This is a genomic window from Neorhizobium sp. JUb45 (genome assembly GCF_004343585.1).
Classification (GTDB): domain Bacteria; phylum Pseudomonadota; class Alphaproteobacteria; order Rhizobiales; family Rhizobiaceae; genus Neorhizobium.
Genome location: NZ_SLYW01000001.1, coordinates 762,563 through 779,780 on the forward strand (window position 1 = coordinate 762,563; position 17,218 = coordinate 779,780).

Annotated in this window: 17 protein-coding genes; 5 read left to right on the plus strand and 12 right to left on the minus strand. The window is 59.3% G+C overall.

Translation table 11 applies throughout. The features are described 5' to 3' along the window. Positions 1 to 37 precede the first annotated feature (37 nt). Both EDF70_RS03695 and EDF70_RS03700 read left to right on the plus strand, forming a co-directional pair. Positions 38 to 463, plus strand: a complete 426-nt coding sequence (locus EDF70_RS03695) for a thiol-disulfide oxidoreductase DCC family protein (protein ID WP_245519032.1) — start codon at positions 38 to 40, stop codon at positions 461 to 463. Then, a complete protein-coding gene (locus tag EDF70_RS03700; protein ID WP_245519033.1) occupies positions 460 to 2,082 on the plus strand; it encodes an SDR family oxidoreductase in 1,623 nt (540 codons plus the stop codon). The genes EDF70_RS03695 and EDF70_RS03700 overlap by 4 nt, the downstream gene beginning before the upstream one ends. A gap of 48 nt (positions 2,083 to 2,130) precedes the next feature. On the opposite strand, the gene EDF70_RS03705 is transcribed toward EDF70_RS03700, so the two are convergent. From EDF70_RS03705 to choX, 8 genes are all read right to left on the minus strand, one after another. Beyond that, entirely contained in the window at positions 2,131 to 3,246 is a 1,116-nt protein-coding gene (locus tag EDF70_RS03705) for a branched-chain amino acid ABC transporter substrate-binding protein (RefSeq protein ID WP_132271967.1), read from the minus strand. A gap of 283 nt (positions 3,247 to 3,529) precedes the next feature. Further along, a complete protein-coding gene (locus tag EDF70_RS03710; protein WP_132271968.1) occupies positions 3,530 to 5,251 on the minus strand; it encodes an ABC transporter ATP-binding protein in 1,722 nt (573 codons plus the stop codon). Positions 5,252 to 5,435: 184 nt separating this feature from the next. Next, positions 5,436 to 5,783 (minus strand): DUF2185 domain-containing protein, encoded by a 348-nt coding sequence (locus tag EDF70_RS03715; RefSeq protein WP_132271969.1) that lies wholly within the window; start codon positions 5,781 to 5,783, stop codon positions 5,436 to 5,438. Positions 5,784 to 6,041: 258 nt separating this feature from the next. Next, positions 6,042 to 6,359: a metalloregulator ArsR/SmtB family transcription factor gene (locus tag EDF70_RS03720; RefSeq protein WP_132271970.1), complete on the minus strand. Its 318-nt coding sequence runs from the start codon at positions 6,357 to 6,359 to the stop codon at positions 6,042 to 6,044. A gap of 138 nt (positions 6,360 to 6,497) precedes the next feature. Then, positions 6,498 to 7,232: a pyridoxamine 5'-phosphate oxidase family protein gene (locus EDF70_RS03725; protein ID WP_132271971.1), complete on the minus strand. Its 735-nt coding sequence runs from the start codon at positions 7,230 to 7,232 to the stop codon at positions 6,498 to 6,500. A 51-nt stretch (positions 7,233 to 7,283) separates the two neighbouring features. Continuing rightward, the gene (gene choV, locus EDF70_RS03730) at positions 7,284 to 8,357 is read right to left on the minus strand and encodes a choline ABC transporter ATP-binding protein (protein WP_132272556.1); all 1,074 of its coding nucleotides are present in this window, start codon (positions 8,355 to 8,357) and stop codon (positions 7,284 to 7,286) included. 11 nt (positions 8,358 to 8,368) lie between these two features. Beyond that, complete coding sequence (gene choW / locus EDF70_RS03735; RefSeq protein ID WP_132271972.1) at positions 8,369 to 9,211, minus strand: choline ABC transporter permease subunit; 843 nt, start codon at positions 9,209 to 9,211, stop codon at positions 8,369 to 8,371. A 77-nt stretch (positions 9,212 to 9,288) separates the two neighbouring features. Then, a complete protein-coding gene (gene choX / locus EDF70_RS03740; protein WP_132271973.1) occupies positions 9,289 to 10,242 on the minus strand; it encodes a choline ABC transporter substrate-binding protein in 954 nt (317 codons plus the stop codon). Positions 10,243 to 10,444: 202 nt separating this feature from the next. On the opposite strand from choX, the gene EDF70_RS03745 reads away from it, so the two are divergent. From EDF70_RS03745 to EDF70_RS03755, 3 genes are all read left to right on the plus strand, one after another. Next, entirely contained in the window at positions 10,445 to 10,897 is a 453-nt protein-coding gene (locus EDF70_RS03745) for a pseudoazurin (protein WP_132271974.1), read from the plus strand. 121 nt (positions 10,898 to 11,018) lie between these two features. Next, positions 11,019 to 11,927 carry a hypothetical protein gene (locus EDF70_RS03750; RefSeq protein WP_132271975.1) on the plus strand — a complete coding sequence of 303 codons (909 nt, stop codon included), beginning with the start codon at positions 11,019 to 11,021 and terminating at the stop codon, positions 11,925 to 11,927. Between the two features lie 32 nt (positions 11,928 to 11,959). Beyond that, a complete protein-coding gene (locus EDF70_RS03755; protein ID WP_132271976.1) occupies positions 11,960 to 13,111 on the plus strand; it encodes a DUF2333 family protein in 1,152 nt (383 codons plus the stop codon). Between the two features lie 86 nt (positions 13,112 to 13,197). On the opposite strand, the gene EDF70_RS03760 is transcribed toward EDF70_RS03755, so the two are convergent. The 4 genes from EDF70_RS03760 to EDF70_RS03775 all read right to left on the minus strand — a co-directional run bounded on the left by EDF70_RS03760 (position 13,198) and on the right by EDF70_RS03775 (position 16,889). After that, positions 13,198 to 14,295, minus strand: coding sequence for a porin (locus EDF70_RS03760; RefSeq protein WP_132271977.1), 1,098 nt, complete (start codon positions 14,293 to 14,295; stop codon positions 13,198 to 13,200). Between the two features lie 555 nt (positions 14,296 to 14,850). Further along, positions 14,851 to 15,405, minus strand: coding sequence for a TetR/AcrR family transcriptional regulator (locus tag EDF70_RS30595; protein ID WP_132271978.1), 555 nt, complete (start codon positions 15,403 to 15,405; stop codon positions 14,851 to 14,853). 226 nt (positions 15,406 to 15,631) lie between these two features. Next, complete coding sequence (locus EDF70_RS03770) at positions 15,632 to 16,132, minus strand: diguanylate cyclase (protein ID WP_132271979.1); 501 nt, start codon at positions 16,130 to 16,132, stop codon at positions 15,632 to 15,634. A 34-nt stretch (positions 16,133 to 16,166) separates the two neighbouring features. After that, a complete protein-coding gene (locus EDF70_RS03775; protein WP_132271980.1) occupies positions 16,167 to 16,889 on the minus strand; it encodes a LuxR family transcriptional regulator in 723 nt (240 codons plus the stop codon). Between the last annotated feature and the right edge of the window lie 329 nt (positions 16,890 to 17,218).

The following is a 17,218-nucleotide window of genomic DNA, read 5'->3' on the forward strand; positions in this document are numbered from 1 at the left end:
ATTGTCGGGATGATCGACGGCGGCATATGGTGTGGGCATGACCACTCAGATGCCTTCTACAGTGACACCCGATGGCCCGATCATCGTCTTCGATGCCGAATGCATTCTCTGCTCGGCCAATGCGCAGTTCGTGCTGCGTCATGATCATGCCCACCGGTTTCGGCTGGCCTCTATGCAGGGAGAGGTCGGTGCCGCGCTCTATCGGCGCTTTGGTATCGATCCAGCCGATCCCGAGACGATGATCGTGGTGGAAGGCGACAAGGCCTTGCGCGACAGCGATGCGGTTCTGGCGATCTATCGCGAACTGGGCTGGCCGTGGAAAGCTGCCGGTGTAGCGCGGCTCGTGCCGCGTTTCCTGCGCGATCCGCTCTATCGACTGATTGCCCGCAATCGCTACCGGATTTTCGGAAAGCACGAGGTCTGCTGGCTGCCGTCGCCCGAGCATGCGGATCGTTTTCTGTGAAGACGGTTCTTGTGATCGGTGGATATGGCGGTTTTGGCGCGCGGCTTTCTCGCAGGCTGGCTGGCGACGGCTGGCGGGTTCTGGTCGCTGGCCGCAATCTGGAGGCCGCACGTGCGTTCGCCGCCGGCATGGCCAATGCGCAGGCCGTGCGGGCCGACCGCGGGGGCGACCTGACGTCGATCCTGAAGGCGCATATGCCGCTGCTGCTGATCGATGCGGCCGGGCCGTTTCAGGGCAGCGATTACCGGGTGGCCGAAGCCTGTATCGAAAACGGCGTCCATTACATCGATCTGGCCGATGCGCGCGCCTTCGTGTCCGGCATTGCTGCGCTGGACGAAAGGGCGAGGGCCGCCGGTATCGTCGTGATTTCCGGCGCTTCCAGCGTTCCGGCCATGTCGGGTGCCATCATCGCGGAGCTGGCGCGGGATATGGACCAGGTGTGCTCCGTTTCGATGGCGATCAGCGCCTCCAGCCGCGCGGCTGCCGGCGCTTCGGTGGCGGCGGCGATCCTCAGTTTTGTCGGCAAGCCGATACGCCTGTGGCGCGGAAAACGCTGGCGGCATCAGACCGGCTGGCATGGTCTCAAGCGGGTTCGTTATCAACTGGCGGGCCGCCCGGCCATTTCCCGGCTGGTGGCGTTCTCGGACGTGCCTGACCTCGATATCGTACCCGCGAGAGTGAAAGGGCGGCCGGCTACCGTCTTTCGCGCCGGGCCGGAATTTTCGTTTCAGCTGCTGATGCTGTGGCTGTTGAGCTGGCCGGTGAAATGGGGCTGGATCAACTCCCTGTCGCCACTGGCGCGGTGGCTGAGACCGCTGCAGCGCCTGAGTGCCAATCTCGGCAGCGACCGCTCGGCGATGATGGTCGAGGTGAAGGGGCGATGCAGCGGCGCATTCGTCGGCCGGCGCTGGACGCTGATTGCGGAAGATGGCCATGGGCCGGAGGTGCCGACCATGGCGGCGCAGCGGCTGGCCAGCAGGCTGGCGGAGGGCCGGCTTGCCGCCGGTGCAAGGTCTGCCGCCGGCGAATTGTCGTTGGACGATTTCGCGCCATTGCTGGATGCCATGTCGATCCATCGGCAGGTGGAGGTGCAAGACTATCTGCCACTCTACCGGCGTGTGATGGGGCAGGCTTATGACGCGCTGCCGCTGCCGATGCGCGACATACATGATGTGTTCGGCGATGCCGGTGCGGCCGGCAAGGCGACGGTGACGCGCGGGCGCTCACGTCTGGCAGGGCTGATTGCCGATCTTGTCCGGTTCCCACCGCCGGGAGAATACGACCTGCACGTGTCCTTCGAGGAAGAGGGCGGGGTGGAACGCTGGACGCGCGATTTCGGCGGCCATGTGTTTGTCAGCGAACTCAGCCAGTCCGGTCGCCATCTTGTCGAGCGTTTTGGACCGATGCGGTTCTATTTCGACCTGCCGTCCGATGCGTCTGGCCTGACCATGATCATGAAAAAATGGACGATATTCCGCGTGCCTATGCCGCTATCCCTGGCGCCGAAAAGCGTGGCGCGGGAATGGGGCGAGGGCGAGGATTTCTGGTTCGACGTGCCGGTTGCTCTGCCGCTGATCGGTGATCTGGTTCACTATCGCGGCCGGTTGCGGCGCCTCTAAAACGAACGGGCGCCAAAAGGCGCCCGCTGCATTTCCAAAAAGGTCCGATTACTCGGCAGCGACGGTCTTGCCGCCTTCCCACTTGTAGACCGAGAAGGTCTGCGAGGTGAGGTCGCCGGTTTCGCCATAGGTGAGTTCGCCGATGGCGGTCTTGATGCCGGTGCCATCCCTGAGCGCTGCGGCGACGGCTTCCGCGTCGTCGGTGCTGCCGGCCTTGGCGATGCCGGCGGCGATGACTTCGACGGCGGCATAGGTGTTCAGCGTGAACGCTTCGGCCGGGATGTTCTTGGCGATCAGCGCTGCTGCTGCTGCCTTGCTGTCTTCGTTCTTCAGCGCGTCGGCGGCGTTGGTGTAGATCGTGCCATTGGCGGCGTCGCCGCCGGTTGCGACATACTCGCTGTTCGACAGGCCGTCACCGGCGACCAGCTGCACGGCCATGCCGGCATCCTTCATCTGGCGAACCAGCAGGCCTGCTTCCGGGTGGTAGCCGCCGAAATAAAGAACTTCGACGCCCTCGGACTTCATGCGGGTGACGAGCGCGGTGAAATCCTTGTCGCCCGGATTGAGCGCATCGTTGAAGACTTCGGTGACGCCGGCAGCATTGAGCGATGCCTTGAAGGCGTCGGCCAGACCCTTGCCGTACTGGGCCTTGTCGTTGAGGATGGCGATCTTCTTGTCCTTGAACTTCTCAACGACATATTTTGCGGCAACTTCCGCCTGCTGATCGTCACGACCGCAGGTGCGGAAAACGGTGGAGAGGCCCTGTGCCGTCAGTTCCGGAGCGGTGGCCGTCGGGGTGACCATCAGCGCGCCGTTTTCGGCGAAGACGAGTGAGGCGGGAACCGATACGCCAGACGTGACGGGACCGACGACGAAGCGGATGTCATCGGCGATCAGCTGGTTGGCAGCCGAGACGCCCTGCTTCGGGTCGCCGGCATCGTCAGCGATCTTCAGGACGAGCTTTTCGCCGTTGATGCCGCCCTTCTTGTTGATTTCCTCGACAGCGGTTTCCGCACCGTTTTTGATCTGCGCTCCAATGGCGGCGACCGGGCCGGTGAGCGGCGCCATGAGGCCGATGGTGATGTCAGCATGTGCGTCAGTTGCCGCGAGTGGGGCAAAGGCCAGCGTGGCGGCGAGCGCCGCAGTGATTGTCTTCAATGTCATGTCCGTCTCCTTGGGGCACGGGCCTCCCAACCCGTTTCTTGATCATGCAGCGGCCCTGCCAACCCGACCCTCGGCCTTGCCGTATCTCATCGGGAAAGGGGACGCTGCGTCCGTTCCGCGCGCGACCATGTTTGGCTCGCGGCGCAGTCGGCAATTTTTCTAAGAATATTCGTAGATTCACGCAAGAAGATAACCGAAAGCTGCGACGTTTCGGCGTATTAATTCAAAGCTTATCGCGCGGGAGTGAAGGGCCGGCATATGCCGACCCTCGCAAACATCAAATTCAGGCAACCGCGCCGAACTGGGCCTCGTGCAGGCGGGCATAGGCGCCACGTTTGGCGATCAGGCCGGCATGCGAGCCTTCCTCCAGAATGCCTTGCGGACCCATGACGACGATACGATCAGCATTGCGGATGGTGGCGAGGCGATGGGCGACGACCAGCGTGGTGCGGCCGCGCGACAATTCGCCGAGCGCCTGCTGGATGGCGTATTCGGTGGCCGAGTCGAGCGCCGATGTGGCTTCATCTAGGATCAGGATCGGCGGGTCCTTCAGGAAAATGCGGGCAATCGCCAGACGCTGCTTCTGGCCGCCCGACAGTTTGACGCCGCGCTCGCCCACCGGCGTGTCGAGACCTTCCGGCAGGGACAGGATGAATTCGTCGAGTGCTGCACGGCGCAGCGCATCGATGATTTCCTCGTCAGTCGCGCCGAGGCGGCCATAGGCGATGTTTTCGCGGATGGTCGAGCCGAACAGGAAGACGTCCTGCTGTACGAGGCCGATCTGGTTGCGCAACGAGCCTTGCGTCATGTCGCGGATGTCGATGCCGTCGATCATGATCGCGCCTGCATCGACTTCATAAAAGCGCGGCAGCAGCGAGCAGAGCGTCGTTTTGCCCGCACCGGAAGCGCCGACAAAGGCGATGGTTTCGCCCGGTGCGATTTTCAGGTTCAGGTGTTCGAACACCTTTGACTTGCCGTCGTAGCTGAAGGCGACGTCGCGGTATTCGATGGCGCCGGCCAGGTGTGTCACCGCGCGGGCATCCGGCTTGTCGGCAATATCGGGGGCGGTATCGATCAGCGCCGTGAAGCGCGAGAAGCCGGCAATGCCCTTCGGATAGGATTCGATCACCGAGGTGATCTTGTCGATCGGCCGGAAGAACACGTTGACCAGCAGCAGGAAGCCGACGAAACCGCCATAGGTGAGCTCGCCCTGGATGACCAGATAGGTGCCGAATATCATCACCATCAGCTGCACCAGACGGGTGCTGAGATAACTCATGGTGATGCTGGCGGTCATATAGGCATAGGCGTTCAGCTTGGTGGTCTTGTAGCCTTCGTTATTGGCGGCAAACAGCTGGCGCTCGTAATCCTCGTTGGCGAAGGCTTTGACGACGCGGATGCCGCCGACGCTTTCCTGAACGCGGGTGTTGAAATCGCCGACCTGACGGAAAAGCTTGCGCCAGTTGGTGGTCATGCGCGCACCGTAGCGGCTGACCAGCCAGGTCATGAAGGGCACGATGACGGTGGTCATCATCGCCAGCTTCCAGTTGACCGTGAACATCAGCAGGAAGGCGCCGATGAAGGTCATGATGGCGATGAACAGGTCTTCCGGGCCGTGATGGGCGATTTCGCCGACCTCTTCCAGATCCTTGGTCACGTGGGTGATCAACTGGCCGGTGCGGTTGTTGTCGAAATAGCGGAAGGACAGTTTCTGGATATGGTCAAAGGCCTGCCGGCGCATGTCAGTCTCGATCGAGATGCCAAGCGCGTGGCCCCAGTAGTTCACCACCGCCATCAGGCCGGTGTTGAAGACGTAAATGACGAGGAGGGCGGCGGCGGTGGCGGCAATCCAGCCCCAGTGCTGGCCGGGCAGAAGGTCATCGACAAAAAATTTCACCGCAATCGGAAAACCGAGTTCGAGCAGGCCGGCAAGGACAGCACATCCGAAATCGAGGGCGAAAAGGCCCTTGTAGGGTGCGTAATAGGAAAAGAAGCGGCGTAACATGGGAACTCCGGCGGCAGGACTGACGGTGCGACGAGATAGAGGATGGTGCGTGCGTTTACTTCGCGCGCCGTCGGCATGCATCATGCCTTCTCCGTCCGATAACCTGATCGTACGTGTCGCCTTATAGGGGCGCTTACATGGCCTGTCATCAGTCCGTTGTGCGGAATATCCGGATTTGCTTAAGTCAGGCCGGTGTCGCCCAGTCATCCACGCTCACGAAGCGAGACGTATCCTCGTCGCGTTCGAAAACGCTGCCGATCGGAGCATCGAGGAGCGCAATGATGGACGGGTCGTAATTGGCGATGGTGTTGACGTCGTAGATGGCGTGATTGTCCGCGTCATCCATATAAGCGTCGTCTTCAAAACCGGTGAGAAAGCGCCAGCCGCTGTCCATGTCGTTATCGGGTTTCTGGCGGTAGAAAAATCCGACCGGATGGCCGTCGACGGTGATCATGTCGCTGGCGATGCAGCCGCCGTGACCGGTGGCGAGTGGCTTGATGGCATCTGCCGACAGCTTGAATTGTTTTGTCATCCTGTACTCCTGATTTCGCGCGGATAGATGGCGCACAGGATTGAGGAAGCAAGCTTGCAAAGAGCAACGATGACGTTGCAGGCGCCCTAGCTTTCGCCGTGGCATGCAACGTCATCTGAAGTAAAGGCATATGTAAAATGCAGAAACCCGGCATGGCGGGTTGGGAGTGCCGCTAGTGCCGAATTCGATTTCGTAGGCAAGGTCGCCTATATTAGCAAATGCGCGTCAAGGTAGTTTTACCTTTTGACAGCGCTACCATTAGGCGGCAGTCTTTTTCCGCTCAGGTGCACAGTAGATTGTCTCAAGTGTTTCGAGAACCTTGAGGACCGATTCCGACGAGCTGGAATAGTAGATCGTCTGTGCGTCGCGGCGGGTATTGACCAGCTTCTGTGCGCGCAGCTTGGAAAGGTGCTGGGAAAGAGCAGACTGGCTCAGGCCAACCTGGTTCGCGAGCGCGCCGACGGCCACTTCGCCCTTTACCAGGCAGCAGAGAATCATCAGGCGTTTCGGGTTGGCCATTGCCGACAGAAGGCCAGCGGCCGTCGTCGAGTGATCGGAAAGTGACATCGTGTCCATGTCGTTCAAACGTCCCCTCAAAATAGGAAAGCAGGTATCAGCTGAGTTGATGCAGGTATCAGTAAGTCTGATCGGTTCGAGACCGAAAATTTAGCAAGCTCTGTGATGGATTGTATATCCCTAAATTTAGCGTAGCGTCTATGATGTTTTAGAAAAATTTGAAATACGATCCAAAATCTCATTTGGGCCTGAAATCGGTTCATTAAACTCATATCTGAGCAAGATATCGCCCCTGATCAGATCAAAACCCGCCATATCTATGCCGGAAATGGTCCAATCGCCGGTTTCTCGCGTTTTCAGGAAACGTGCCGCAGCGTCTGCTTCGGTGGTCATTGCCCCCACTAATTTTTGGAGGTGTAACCATTCTGCCTCAAACGAGAAATTGCGAATCGTCAATTCTTCGCCTGCCAGTATATAGGCCTTGCCAAAGCCGCCGTTCAAAGCGGCGGACGAAGGCACCAGTCTGAAGAAACGGAAATCGGCAAAATCGACGTACAGCTCCGCCTTGCGGTGTCTTGCGACGAAACGGGCGCGAATTCTGCTGTAATCATCGCTATCGCGATCGACCGGTTCGGCCGTGCAGAAGGCGGTGATGCGGGCGTGTGCGAGTGGATCGCCCTTGCCGGGCTCCCCGGTCATGATCGAGCAGCGTGGATCCTTTTTGAGGCTGACGGTGTGGCTGGCGAGATCCGAGACGAGAATGACCGGCACGCCATCGAGATCCATCCCCAAAAGCGCCCGGCTGACGGCTGGAAAGCCGGTCTGTGCATCGATGACGGCGAGCGACGCATAACGCGCGCCACGCAGCAGCCTGCGGCCGAGGCGGCGGGCTTCCTCGTCGGTTTCGCGAATGGGGGAGGGCTTGTCTTTCATAATATTTCCTCGTCGTGCCGAACTGTCATCCGGCAACGAAGCATGCTGGTCTCAGCGGCGGCGGTGCCGGGTGAGGCCGGCGATCACATCATCGGCGGTGATCGTGCCGACCACCGCGCCATTGTCAATGATGCCTATCAAACCCGGCTGGCGGGACATGGCGTCAAGGATGTCCACCAGGGGGGTCGTTGCCGGTGCAGTGGCGGTGACGGGCACGGAAGCGTCGGCAACGCCCGGGCGCATGACATCGGCTGCCGTCAGCATCGAGATCGGGTTCATGTTCTGCACGAAATCCGCGACATACTGGTCAGCCGGTGCCTGAACGATCTGCTGCGGCGTGCCGCACTGGATGATGCGGCCACCTTCCATGATGGCGATGCGGTTGCCGATACGGAACGCTTCGTCGAGATCGTGGCTGACGAACAGGATGGTCTTTTTCAGTCGCCGCTGGAATTCCAGCAACTCATCCTGCAGTTTCGTCCGGATCAGCGGGTCGAGGGCCGAAAACGGTTCGTCCATCAGCAGGATGGGCGCGCCGGTGGCAAAGGCGCGGGCAAGGCCGACACGCTGCTGCATGCCGCCCGAGAGTTCCCCCACCTTGCGGTCGGCCCATTTCGACAAGCTGACCAGTTCCAGCTGCTCGGCGACCCGTTTCTTGCGCTCGGCTTCCGGCACGTCGGCAAGTTCGAGGCCGAAGCCGACATTTTCCGCGACCGTGCGCCAGGGCAGCAGGCCGAATTGCTGGAAAACCATCGAAACCGAATGCATACGCAGATCGCGCAGCGTTTTTGCATCGGCCTTGTAAGGATCGACAGGGCCGTTCGGCGTGGCGACGCTGACGCTGCCGCGCACCACCGGGGCAAGCCCGTTGACGGCACGCAGGAGTGTCGATTTGCCGGAGCCGGAGAGCCCCATCAGCACAAGGATCTCGCCTTCGTGGATAGACAGCGACGCGTTGGCGACACCGAGCACGATACCCGTCTCGGCGGCGATTTCGTCGCGTGTCCTGCCCTGATCGACCAGCGGCAGGGCACGCTCGGGGCGATCGCCAAAAATTATATCGACGTTGTCGAACCTGACGCAGTCGTTTGGCTTTGTTTCGACCGGTGTCTGGACGGCGGCCATGGTGTTGGCGGTCATGATGCGCCTCCCTGCGATGTACGGAACATGCGGTCGAGAATGATCGCCAGAATGACGATGCAGAGGCCGGAATCAAAGCCGCGGGCGACGTTGACGGTGTTGAGTGCGCGCAGCACCGGAACACCAAGACCGTTGGCGCCGACGAGGGCGGCGATCACCACCATCGAAAGGGACAGCATGATCGTCTGGGTCATGCCGGCCATGATCTGCGGTGCGGCGAACGGCAGTTCGACCTTGCGCAGCACCTGCGACGGTGTGGCGCCGAAGGCAACGGCTGCTTCCGTGAGGGCGCCGGGCGTCGAGATGATGCCAAGCCGGGTGAGGCGGATCGGCGCGGGGATGGCGAAGATCACGGTGGCGATGAGGCCGGGCACCATGCCGAGGCCGAATAGGATCAGCGCCGGGATGAGGTAGACGAAGCTCGGCAGCGTCTGCATCAGGTCGAGGATCGGCCGCATAGCGTTGTAGAGCCATTCGCGGCGCGCAGCGGCGATGCCGAGCGGGATGCCGATCAGCATGCTGACGAAGGTTGCCGCACTGACCAGTGCCAGCGTCTGTGTCGTCTCTTCCCAGTAACCCTGGTTGAAGATGAACAGGAAGCCGCCGAAGGTGAAAAGGGCAAGCGCTATCGAGCGCCTGAGACAGTATGAGAGAATGGCGAAGGCCGCCATGACAACGAGCGGGTGCGGCGTTTCCAGCACCCATAACAATCCGTCGATGACGGAGGACAAGACGGCCGACAGCCATCTGAAAAACCAGTAACCATTGGTCGTCAACCAGTCGACGACCGCCTTAGCCCATGCGCCGATGGGAAAACGATGCTCTTCAAGCCAATCCACGAGAAACCTGCCATCCGGAGGAAAAGAAAGGGCGGGTGCCCGCGGCGGCCTAGCCGCCACGGGTCATGGATGTCAAATCAGAGGCCGAGTTCTTTCTTGACGGCTGCAAGGCCATCCTTGCCGTCGAGCGTGGTAACACCGGCCAGCCACGGCTCGATCACCGTCGGGTTTTTCTTGATCCAGGCCTTGGCGGCCTTGTCGGCATCTTCGCCGTCGTCGAGGATCTTGCCCATGATGGTGTTTTCCATGTCGAGCGAGAACTTTACGTTCTTGAGCAGCTTGCCGAGGTTCGGGCATTCAGCGACATAACCGCCGCGTGCGACGGTATAAACCGTGGCGCCGCCGTAGTTCGGGCCAAAGACCGTCTCGTCACCGCCGGCGAGATAGGTGATCTCGTGGGCGACGTTCATCGGATGCGGAGCCCATGCGAGGAAGACGATCGGCTTGTCTTCCTTGTCGGCGCGGGTGACCTCGGTGAGCATGCCCTGCTCGGAAGACTCGACCACCTGAAAGCCCTTGAGCTCAAAGGTGTTCTTGTCGATCAGCGACACGATCATGCCGTTGCCTTCATTGCCCGGCTCGATGCCGTAGATCTTGCCGCCAAGTTCAGCCTTGTGCTTGGCAATATCCTTGAAGTCCTTGATGCCGAGCTTGGCGCCGGCGGCATTGGTGCCGAGCGTGTATTTCGCGCCTTCGAGGTTGACGGTGATGCTCTCGATCGACTTGTCGGCGATGTAATCCTTGATGGCGCCGTTCTGGGCGGGCATCCAGTTGCCGATGAAGACGTCGATATCCTTGTTCTTCATCGAGGAGTAGGTGACCGGCACACCGAGCGTCTTGACGTCGGCCTTGTAGCCGAGCGCTTCCAGCACGGTGATGAAGGATGCATTGGTCGCGGCAAGGTCTGTCCAGCCGACATCCGAGATGCGGACGGTGGCACAGCTCTTGGCATCGGCGGCCTGAGCCGTCTGCGCGAGGAGGAGGGCCGAGACAGTGGTGGCCAGTACGGTCATGGATTTGATAATGCGCATGTTGGGCTCCCGTTCTTTTTTGTTCCCGGTTATTATGAATACATCCCGCCAACAGGCAAGCGCGCGCAAAAACGGCAGGTTAACAGGGGTATTTGCGACATAATGGCGCGCTGCAGCAAGATTGATCTCCGTCAATGTGGCTGGGCGAGCATGGGGTGTAGGTGTCGCGTGACAAAAGCCATGAACGCCACAGGAGTTTCCCATGCGTCTCGCACTCATCCGCCCAGCCCTTTTTGCAGCCGCTATCGGCCTTTTCGCCGTTCCGGCGCTGGCGGCGGACATCGAAATCAAGATGCTGAACAAGGGCAGCGACGGTCAGGCCATGGTGTTCGAGCCGGCTTCCGTGCGCGCCGCCGTGGGGGACACGATTCGCTTCGTTTCCGTCGATAAGGGCCATGATGCGCAGGCGGTGAAGGAACTGATCCCGGAAGGTGTCGAACCGTTCAAGGGCAAGATCAGCACCGATCTGGTGGTCACCGTCGACAAGGAAGGCGCTTATGTCGTGAAATGCACGCCGCATTTCGGCATGGGCATGGTGGCGCTGGTCGTCGTCGGTGAAGGTGCGCCTGCCAATCTCGATGCCATAAAGGCTGCCAAGATGCCGAAAAAGACCCGTGATCGCCTCGATGCGGAAATCGCCAATCTCGGCCTCTGATCGACGTAATACATCATAATCGATGCGGCGGGGCAGGGATGTACCGCCGCATCCGACCAAATGCCTCTGGTATTTTACCTGTCCGTGCTTATGTCTAGCGGGCAAATAAAGGGGCTGCCGCATGGCGAAACGACATCCTGCTGACAACGAACTTTCCGGTGCACTGAAGATCCTCGCCGAGATCGAAGCAACTGTTGCGGGATGGGTGCCCGAAGCGCCGCAGACGCTGGCTGAGTCTGATGTTGCCGACGATGCCGCAGAGTTGTCCGTGATCTCCGAAACCGTGCAAGCGGGCGAACGCAATGTCGCTGTCGTTGTGTCTGGTATTGATGCTGCCGCTGGAGCAAAATCGCCGCTTGTACATTTCGCACGCCGCCTGGATCACGATATCCACACGATCATCATGCAGGCGAGCGATACGGAGGCTCTTTCCCTTCACGAAAAACTTCTGCGCCGATTGCGCTTGAGGCCGGCATCGAACGACATGCGCCGCCGTGATGGTGTTTTGGCTGCTCGTCTTGTGACGTCGCTTGAGCGTGCGGCACGTCTGATTGCAGCGCTTGAAATGCACCGTCAGGTGATGAAATCACACCTCGTGTCGATAGAAGGCGATCTTATCAAACGGATCGAGCAGACGAAGTCCATCGACGACGAGGCCATTTCCGATGCGACGGAGCGACTGGCCAGCCGGCAGGACCTTGCTGAGGCAATCATCCGTCATGAAGCGGCCTGCAACAGCCTGTACCACAAGCTCAGCATCGAGGCCGAGCGCGGTATCGTCGTCCTGCATGCTCTCACAGCTGGGCAGTCATTGCCGCTTGCGGACCTGTTTTCAGCTGAGGCGCGTGGCGCATTTTTGCCGCTGTTGACGCTCTGCGAGAAAAACATGTTGTCGATGCGCGAAGTCGAGCGGCGCAAGCATGCCGTCGACGCCGGTTTTCTGCATCGCTTCAACCCGGCGCCGGTGCGGCAAGGGGAAAGTGGCGCAGCGACACAGCATATTCCGCAAACAGAACAGTCGACAGCCTGATATTCCGGCCGACACAGGAGCAATAACCCCTTATGTTTGAACCGATCCTCGCCTTTTTCCGGCGTTTGCTTGCCGGCCTGTCCCGTGTTCTGGGGCTGGTTTTTGCGCGTCTCGCCTGGCCGTTCATGGCGGCGCGAGGCTGGTATGGTCAGCGCAACTGGACGATCCGCGGAACGATTATCGCGGTGCTGGCGATCGTGTTCGGCTTTTATGGCTACTTCTTCTACCAAACTCAGCTTTGGACCGATTTCGATCCGGATTTCGTGGATAGCTACCGTTTCTCGGAACGGACGGTGCCGGCCGGCCAGACGCTGACGACACCGGCGCCCGCCAGCGTCGATGCGCCGGCTGGTGCGGTGACGCCGCCACGCCAATGCCAGTCATCGGCCATCGTCGATGTCGCAGCCGATCTGACCAACCGCAACGTCAACAGTAATGCATGGATATCCTCCATGCTGCTTTATCGACTGGGCTTTTTCGGCGTCGACTGGGATCATACGCCGTTCTTCGACAACAAGGCTTCGTTCCAGCGCGGCGTGAACCAGGCCCTGCGCCGCACGACGGTCGAGCTTGTCGACAGTCTTGCCCGCGTGCGCGGCACATCCGGCATCGACAACAACCTGCAGGATGCCCGCAACAATCTGCAGTTCGATGAATATTCTTGGTATTTTGGCCTGACGCCGTTCGGCCCCAAGACGCCGACGCCGAGCTATTATCGCGCTGCGATTACCAGCCTGAAAAAGTTCAATGTCGATCTGGCCGCCTGCGTGACCACCTTCGACAGCCGCGCCGACAATCTCGTGCAATTCGTCGATCGCATCGCCAACGATCTCGGTAGCACGACGGCGATCCTGCGAGAGCGTTCGGAAAACCATAATGGCGGCTGGTTCGACACGCGTGCCGATGACCGGTTCTGGTTCGCCTATGGCCAGCTTTACGGTTACTATGCCGTGCTTTCGGCTGCTGGCGCCGATTTCAGTCAGGTCATTCGCGAGCGTAATCTGGGACCGCTCTGGACTGATACGCTCGGCCAGTTCAAGGCGGCGCTGAAAATTCAGCCTTCGATCATTTCCAATGGTCGCGAAGATGGATTGATCATGCCGACGCATCTGTCGACCATGGGCTTTTACATGCTGCGCGTCCGCTCGAACCTCGTGGAAGTCCGTTCGGTTCTGGATCGCTGATCTTCTTCGGATACGCAGTGCTGCAATTACAGAAAAGCCCGGCAAGAAACTTGCCGGGCTTTTCCGATCAGACCTGAAAGATCAGATTAGAAGTTACGCTGCAGACGAACGAAGCCGTCCCAACGGTCGCCGTCGCCGGCAACGCCGTTGTCGATGTCGACGTCGGTGTAGTTGACGGTGGTCTTGAACGCCAGGTTTTCGGTGATGGCGTAGTCAGCCGTCAGGCCAACGCGCCATGCGCTGCCGCCAACGTAATCGCCCGAAACCGGTACGATCTTGTCCCAGTACTGTGCGCCGGGAGCAATCGTCAGCTTGTCGGTGACCTTGATGGCGTATTCAGCGCCGATGGTCCACTCGGAGTAATCCCAGTAGCGGTTCGGGCCGGTGGAGTAGACGCCGAAGACGCCGAGCGAGCCGGGGCCGATTTCGGCGGTCAGCGTGGATGCGATGACGCCATCTTCGTTGTCGAATTCATAACCACCGAAGACGTCGATCGAAACGCCGCCGAACTTGGCTGCGAGAAGACCGTTGACGCCGATTTCGTCGTCATTGCCAGCGAAATCGGTCTTCCAACCGGCTTCCGAGTTGAATGCGTCAACGCCAACGTAGCCCTTGAACGCGCCGCCGTCGAAGGTGTAGCGGATGCCGTTGTTCAGGGTGTCGGTGGCCTGGTAGCCTACATAACCAGCTGCCGGACCGGCATCGTGAAGAACGGTTTCGCCCGGAAGACCCGTGTCGAAGTAGTTGTAGAACTGACCGACGCGGAGGCCGCCAAGTTCAATGTAGGTTTCTTCGAGGTAGAAGTCGCTACCGCGGCTGGGGTCGTTGGTGTTGGCGCGAAGCGTGACGCGCGAAGCCAGCGTGCCGAGATCGGTGTCGGACTTGGCTTCGAGGCGCAGCTGGGCGCGGGTGTTGGTGCGGTAACCGGCAGAGCGGCCAGCAGTCGTGGCAACGCCGTCGATGTTGAAGTCGCTGCGGCCGTCAACCTGGGTGCGGACGTAACCACCGATCTTGAGGCAGGTTTCGGTGCCCGGGATGTAGAAGTAGCCGGTGCCGAAAGCGTCGCAAACGCGAACGTATTCCATGGGCTCAGGTTCAGCAGCAACGATAGCGTCGGCAGCCTGGGCGCCAGATACTGCTGCGAGGGCAGCAGCGGAGCCGAGAAGAAGGCTCTTGATGTTCATCAGTTGAACTCCAGTATGGTGGGTTGGGCACAGGGTGCGCCCGATCTGATCCGAGTCGAAATGTATTCGACACACGTTGACCAATGTACGAACGATCGTTCTTTTCGCAATTGGTGAATGCGGATCCGGGTGTCGCTGGCGTGTTTCCGTCAGCGTCCGTGATAAAAAAAACACAATCACGATTTGCCGATCAAGCGGCAATAATGGCTATTTCGTGGCTTAAATGTGATCTGGTGTCCCGTTTTCGAGGCCGGGATCCGATATGCGGTGCTCGTTCGCGATCCTACAAAGAGCGCTTGCTGTTTTGAACGATCGTTCGTATTGTGTCTGTGTGTTGCGCTTTACAGCGTAGGGCAGGGCCCTTGATCTTCGGTGTCGTTGCGACCGACGAAGGGATTGGGCTTTGTCGTGATGGTCAAGGAAAGTGTCGGCACAATACCTCCACGTCGATCTTTGCCGTCCTTCTTCCCTGGAAGGGCGGCTTTGTCGTTGTGGTGAGTGCCTTGAAAACGATGACGCCTGCGCCTTCGTGGCGGCTGTCCGCCGCTGTCCCGTTCAGGCCGTATAGGTGGCGTAGACTTCCGCAATCTCTTCGAGGATCTCGGTGCGCTCGGTATCGGTCCATGTGTGGAAATTGAAGCGCTCGATGCAGCTGAAGCCGGTCAGTGCGAAATATGCCATACGCGCCGCCTTTGGCTTGGGGCCATGCGAAACGGCGGCAAGCTCTTTGTTCATCCAGTCTCGCATGATCTTCTGCAAAAGTTCGTCTCGGCCCAAAGACACGCTGACGGCCATCGCCACCGCGCGGTCTCTTTCATTTGGCCGTTTGCGTGCAGCGATCAACCGGCCAAACAGCTCGGCGTGAGACGACCCGGCATCATAGCAATCTTTTACGCAAGAATCTGTGGTTTGCTGGTCTCTTAGTATCTGGCGTTCAACCAGTGCTTCGAGAAGCGCACATTTCGTCTTGTGGTCGTAAACAACCTGCGACTTGCTGACGCCAGCTTCCCTGGCAACGGAGTCGATTGACAGACTTGCGGCACCTGTACGCGAAATAACGCGCTCGGCTGCGTCGAGAATATGCTCCGGGTCGATTTTCCTAGGTCCCACTTATGCGTCTAGCCCCTTATTTCTTTTCAACCACCTATAGCAGTTATCACGCCGAGTTGAATACGATTGCGCAAGTGATTTGACGCTTTGCCGATGCTTTCACCCAAAAAATACAGCCAGCGGCTGTTGCAAGGCGAGCGTGGAAAACCGTCATTGACGGCTGAAAGGTAGGGAGAAGAGCTGCGCTGCCGTCATGATTGCATGCGCGAATCAGGGCCCAAGGCGATCAATCTTCGCTGTCGGTCTGATGCGGGCCGGGGCTGCCAAGCGGCCAGCGCTCGTCGGCAGACATGAACGCGGTGCCGCTGCGGCGCGGGAAAAATTCATAGGTAATGCCGACAACTTCGCCAGAGGTTCCAGGCTTGTTGCGGAACATGCCGACCGAGCGCAGGAAACGATATGTTTCACCCTCGGCACCGACACGAAAGATGCTGTGATAGGTGCGCTTGTCGACACTTGCGCGTTCGAAGGTCGACATGATGAAGCCGAGGTCGTCCGGGTGGATCTGGGCGGAAACCGCAGCGAGGTTCATCGGGCCGTCAGTATGTTCGAGGCTGAACAGGTCGCTGAAATCGGAACTGGCGAACAAATGGCCGCTATCGAGATCCAGCCGCCAGGAGCCGAACAGCTGGAATGCCGTAACCAGTTGCAAGACTTCCGCATCCTTGATGCCGATGCCCTGGTGCTGTTCGTTGTCTCGATGTTCCTGCTCGACCCAAAACGGCAAGACAGCACTCCTTGATGCATTCCGAGGCCAAATCTCAGGCGATTAGCTTTAGCCGGATGGCTTTAGCTACCAATTGCGTGCGGTTGACGCAATCGAGTTTGCGGATGGCATTCGTGAGATAGGCATTGATGGTGTGATCAGACAGCGAGAGAATGTTGCCGATCTCGTTGGATGTCTTGCCCTGTGATGTCCAGCGGACCACTTCAAGCTCGCGGGCTGTGAGAGCGGGTGCCGTGGGGCGAGGCTCATGCCGGCGCAGGCGATCGAAAACATCGAAAGCATGCAGGGCAATCATCCCCAGTTCGTTGAGTTCCGGCTGGTTGAGCGGTGCGCGCGTGCCGTCGAAACGCATGATGAAGCGGTTGCCATCAACCGAATGCAGCGGCATGGCGGCACTGGACATGATTTCATAACGCCGCAGCAACTCCATCGTCTGGGCATCGAATTCAAGATTGTGATTGTGGTCATGATCGGCCGACCAACTGACCGGAAGCGCAGAGCCGATCAACACCGATGCAAGCGGGCAACGGCGCATCAATCTGCGGCGGTCGAATTCACGGATGTAATCGCGCGGCCAAGTGGTCTCAACGATAAGCGGTGCCAGAAGAATATCATCAGGGTCCGGCGAGGCGAGCAACGTGACATGCCGGAAGCCGAATTCCACGGCAACCTTCTTCAGAGCAGAGATGACGTCCGGATGCGATTCTGACGAGGATATCTCCTTGTTCAGAGCCGCTTGCCGTTCGAGTGTGATCATGGTGATCCCGAAACATGACACCCAATTATGTTGGGACGCAACGATTATACCAAAAAAGCTGTGTTGCCAGCATATTTTTTCGGATTTAACGAACCGAAAAGAAGCTTGTTGGGCTTTTGCTCAAAATTTCCCGTTATTTCAGCGCTTTATGTTCAATTTCATCGACGCGTATCGTCGTTTTTTTTGGCCTTTTCTATATCCGGGAAAATATAACGCGCCCCGATTCTTTCGATCGCGTTTTTCGATCGATTAATAGTTGTTTGTGATTGATGGGGATGGCCTTGCAACAAGCCTTGCCGTATCAGCCCGTTTCAGCGATTTTCCGGGCT

Coding starts and splice junctions, on each gene's coding strand:
- EDF70_RS03725 (WP_132271971.1), bottom strand. CDS start 7,232: ATGAAAGACAAGCCCTCCCCCATTCGCGAAACCGACGAGGAAGCCCGC.
- EDF70_RS03715 (WP_132271969.1), bottom strand. CDS start 5,783: ATGACAAAACAATTCAAGCTGTCGGCAGATGCCATCAAGCCACTCGCC.
- EDF70_RS03710 (WP_132271968.1), bottom strand. CDS start 5,251: ATGTTACGCCGCTTCTTTTCCTATTACGCACCCTACAAGGGCCTTTTC.
- EDF70_RS03760 (WP_132271977.1), bottom strand. CDS start 14,295: ATGAACATCAAGAGCCTTCTTCTCGGCTCCGCTGCTGCCCTCGCAGCA.
- choV (WP_132272556.1), bottom strand. CDS start 8,357: ATGGCCGCCGTCCAGACACCGGTCGAAACAAAGCCAAACGACTGCGTC.
- EDF70_RS03705 (WP_132271967.1), bottom strand. CDS start 3,246: ATGACATTGAAGACAATCACTGCGGCGCTCGCCGCCACGCTGGCCTTT.
- EDF70_RS03695 (WP_245519032.1), top strand. CDS start 38: ATGACCACTCAGATGCCTTCTACAGTGACACCCGATGGCCCGATCATC.
- EDF70_RS03720 (WP_132271970.1), bottom strand. CDS start 6,359: ATGGACACGATGTCACTTTCCGATCACTCGACGACGGCCGCTGGCCTT.
- EDF70_RS03755 (WP_132271976.1), top strand. CDS start 11,960: ATGTTTGAACCGATCCTCGCCTTTTTCCGGCGTTTGCTTGCCGGCCTG.
- EDF70_RS03745 (WP_132271974.1), top strand. CDS start 10,445: ATGCGTCTCGCACTCATCCGCCCAGCCCTTTTTGCAGCCGCTATCGGC.
- EDF70_RS03775 (WP_132271980.1), bottom strand. CDS start 16,889: ATGATCACACTCGAACGGCAAGCGGCTCTGAACAAGGAGATATCCTCG.
- EDF70_RS03750 (WP_132271975.1), top strand. CDS start 11,019: ATGGCGAAACGACATCCTGCTGACAACGAACTTTCCGGTGCACTGAAG.
- choX (WP_132271973.1), bottom strand. CDS start 10,242: ATGCGCATTATCAAATCCATGACCGTACTGGCCACCACTGTCTCGGCC.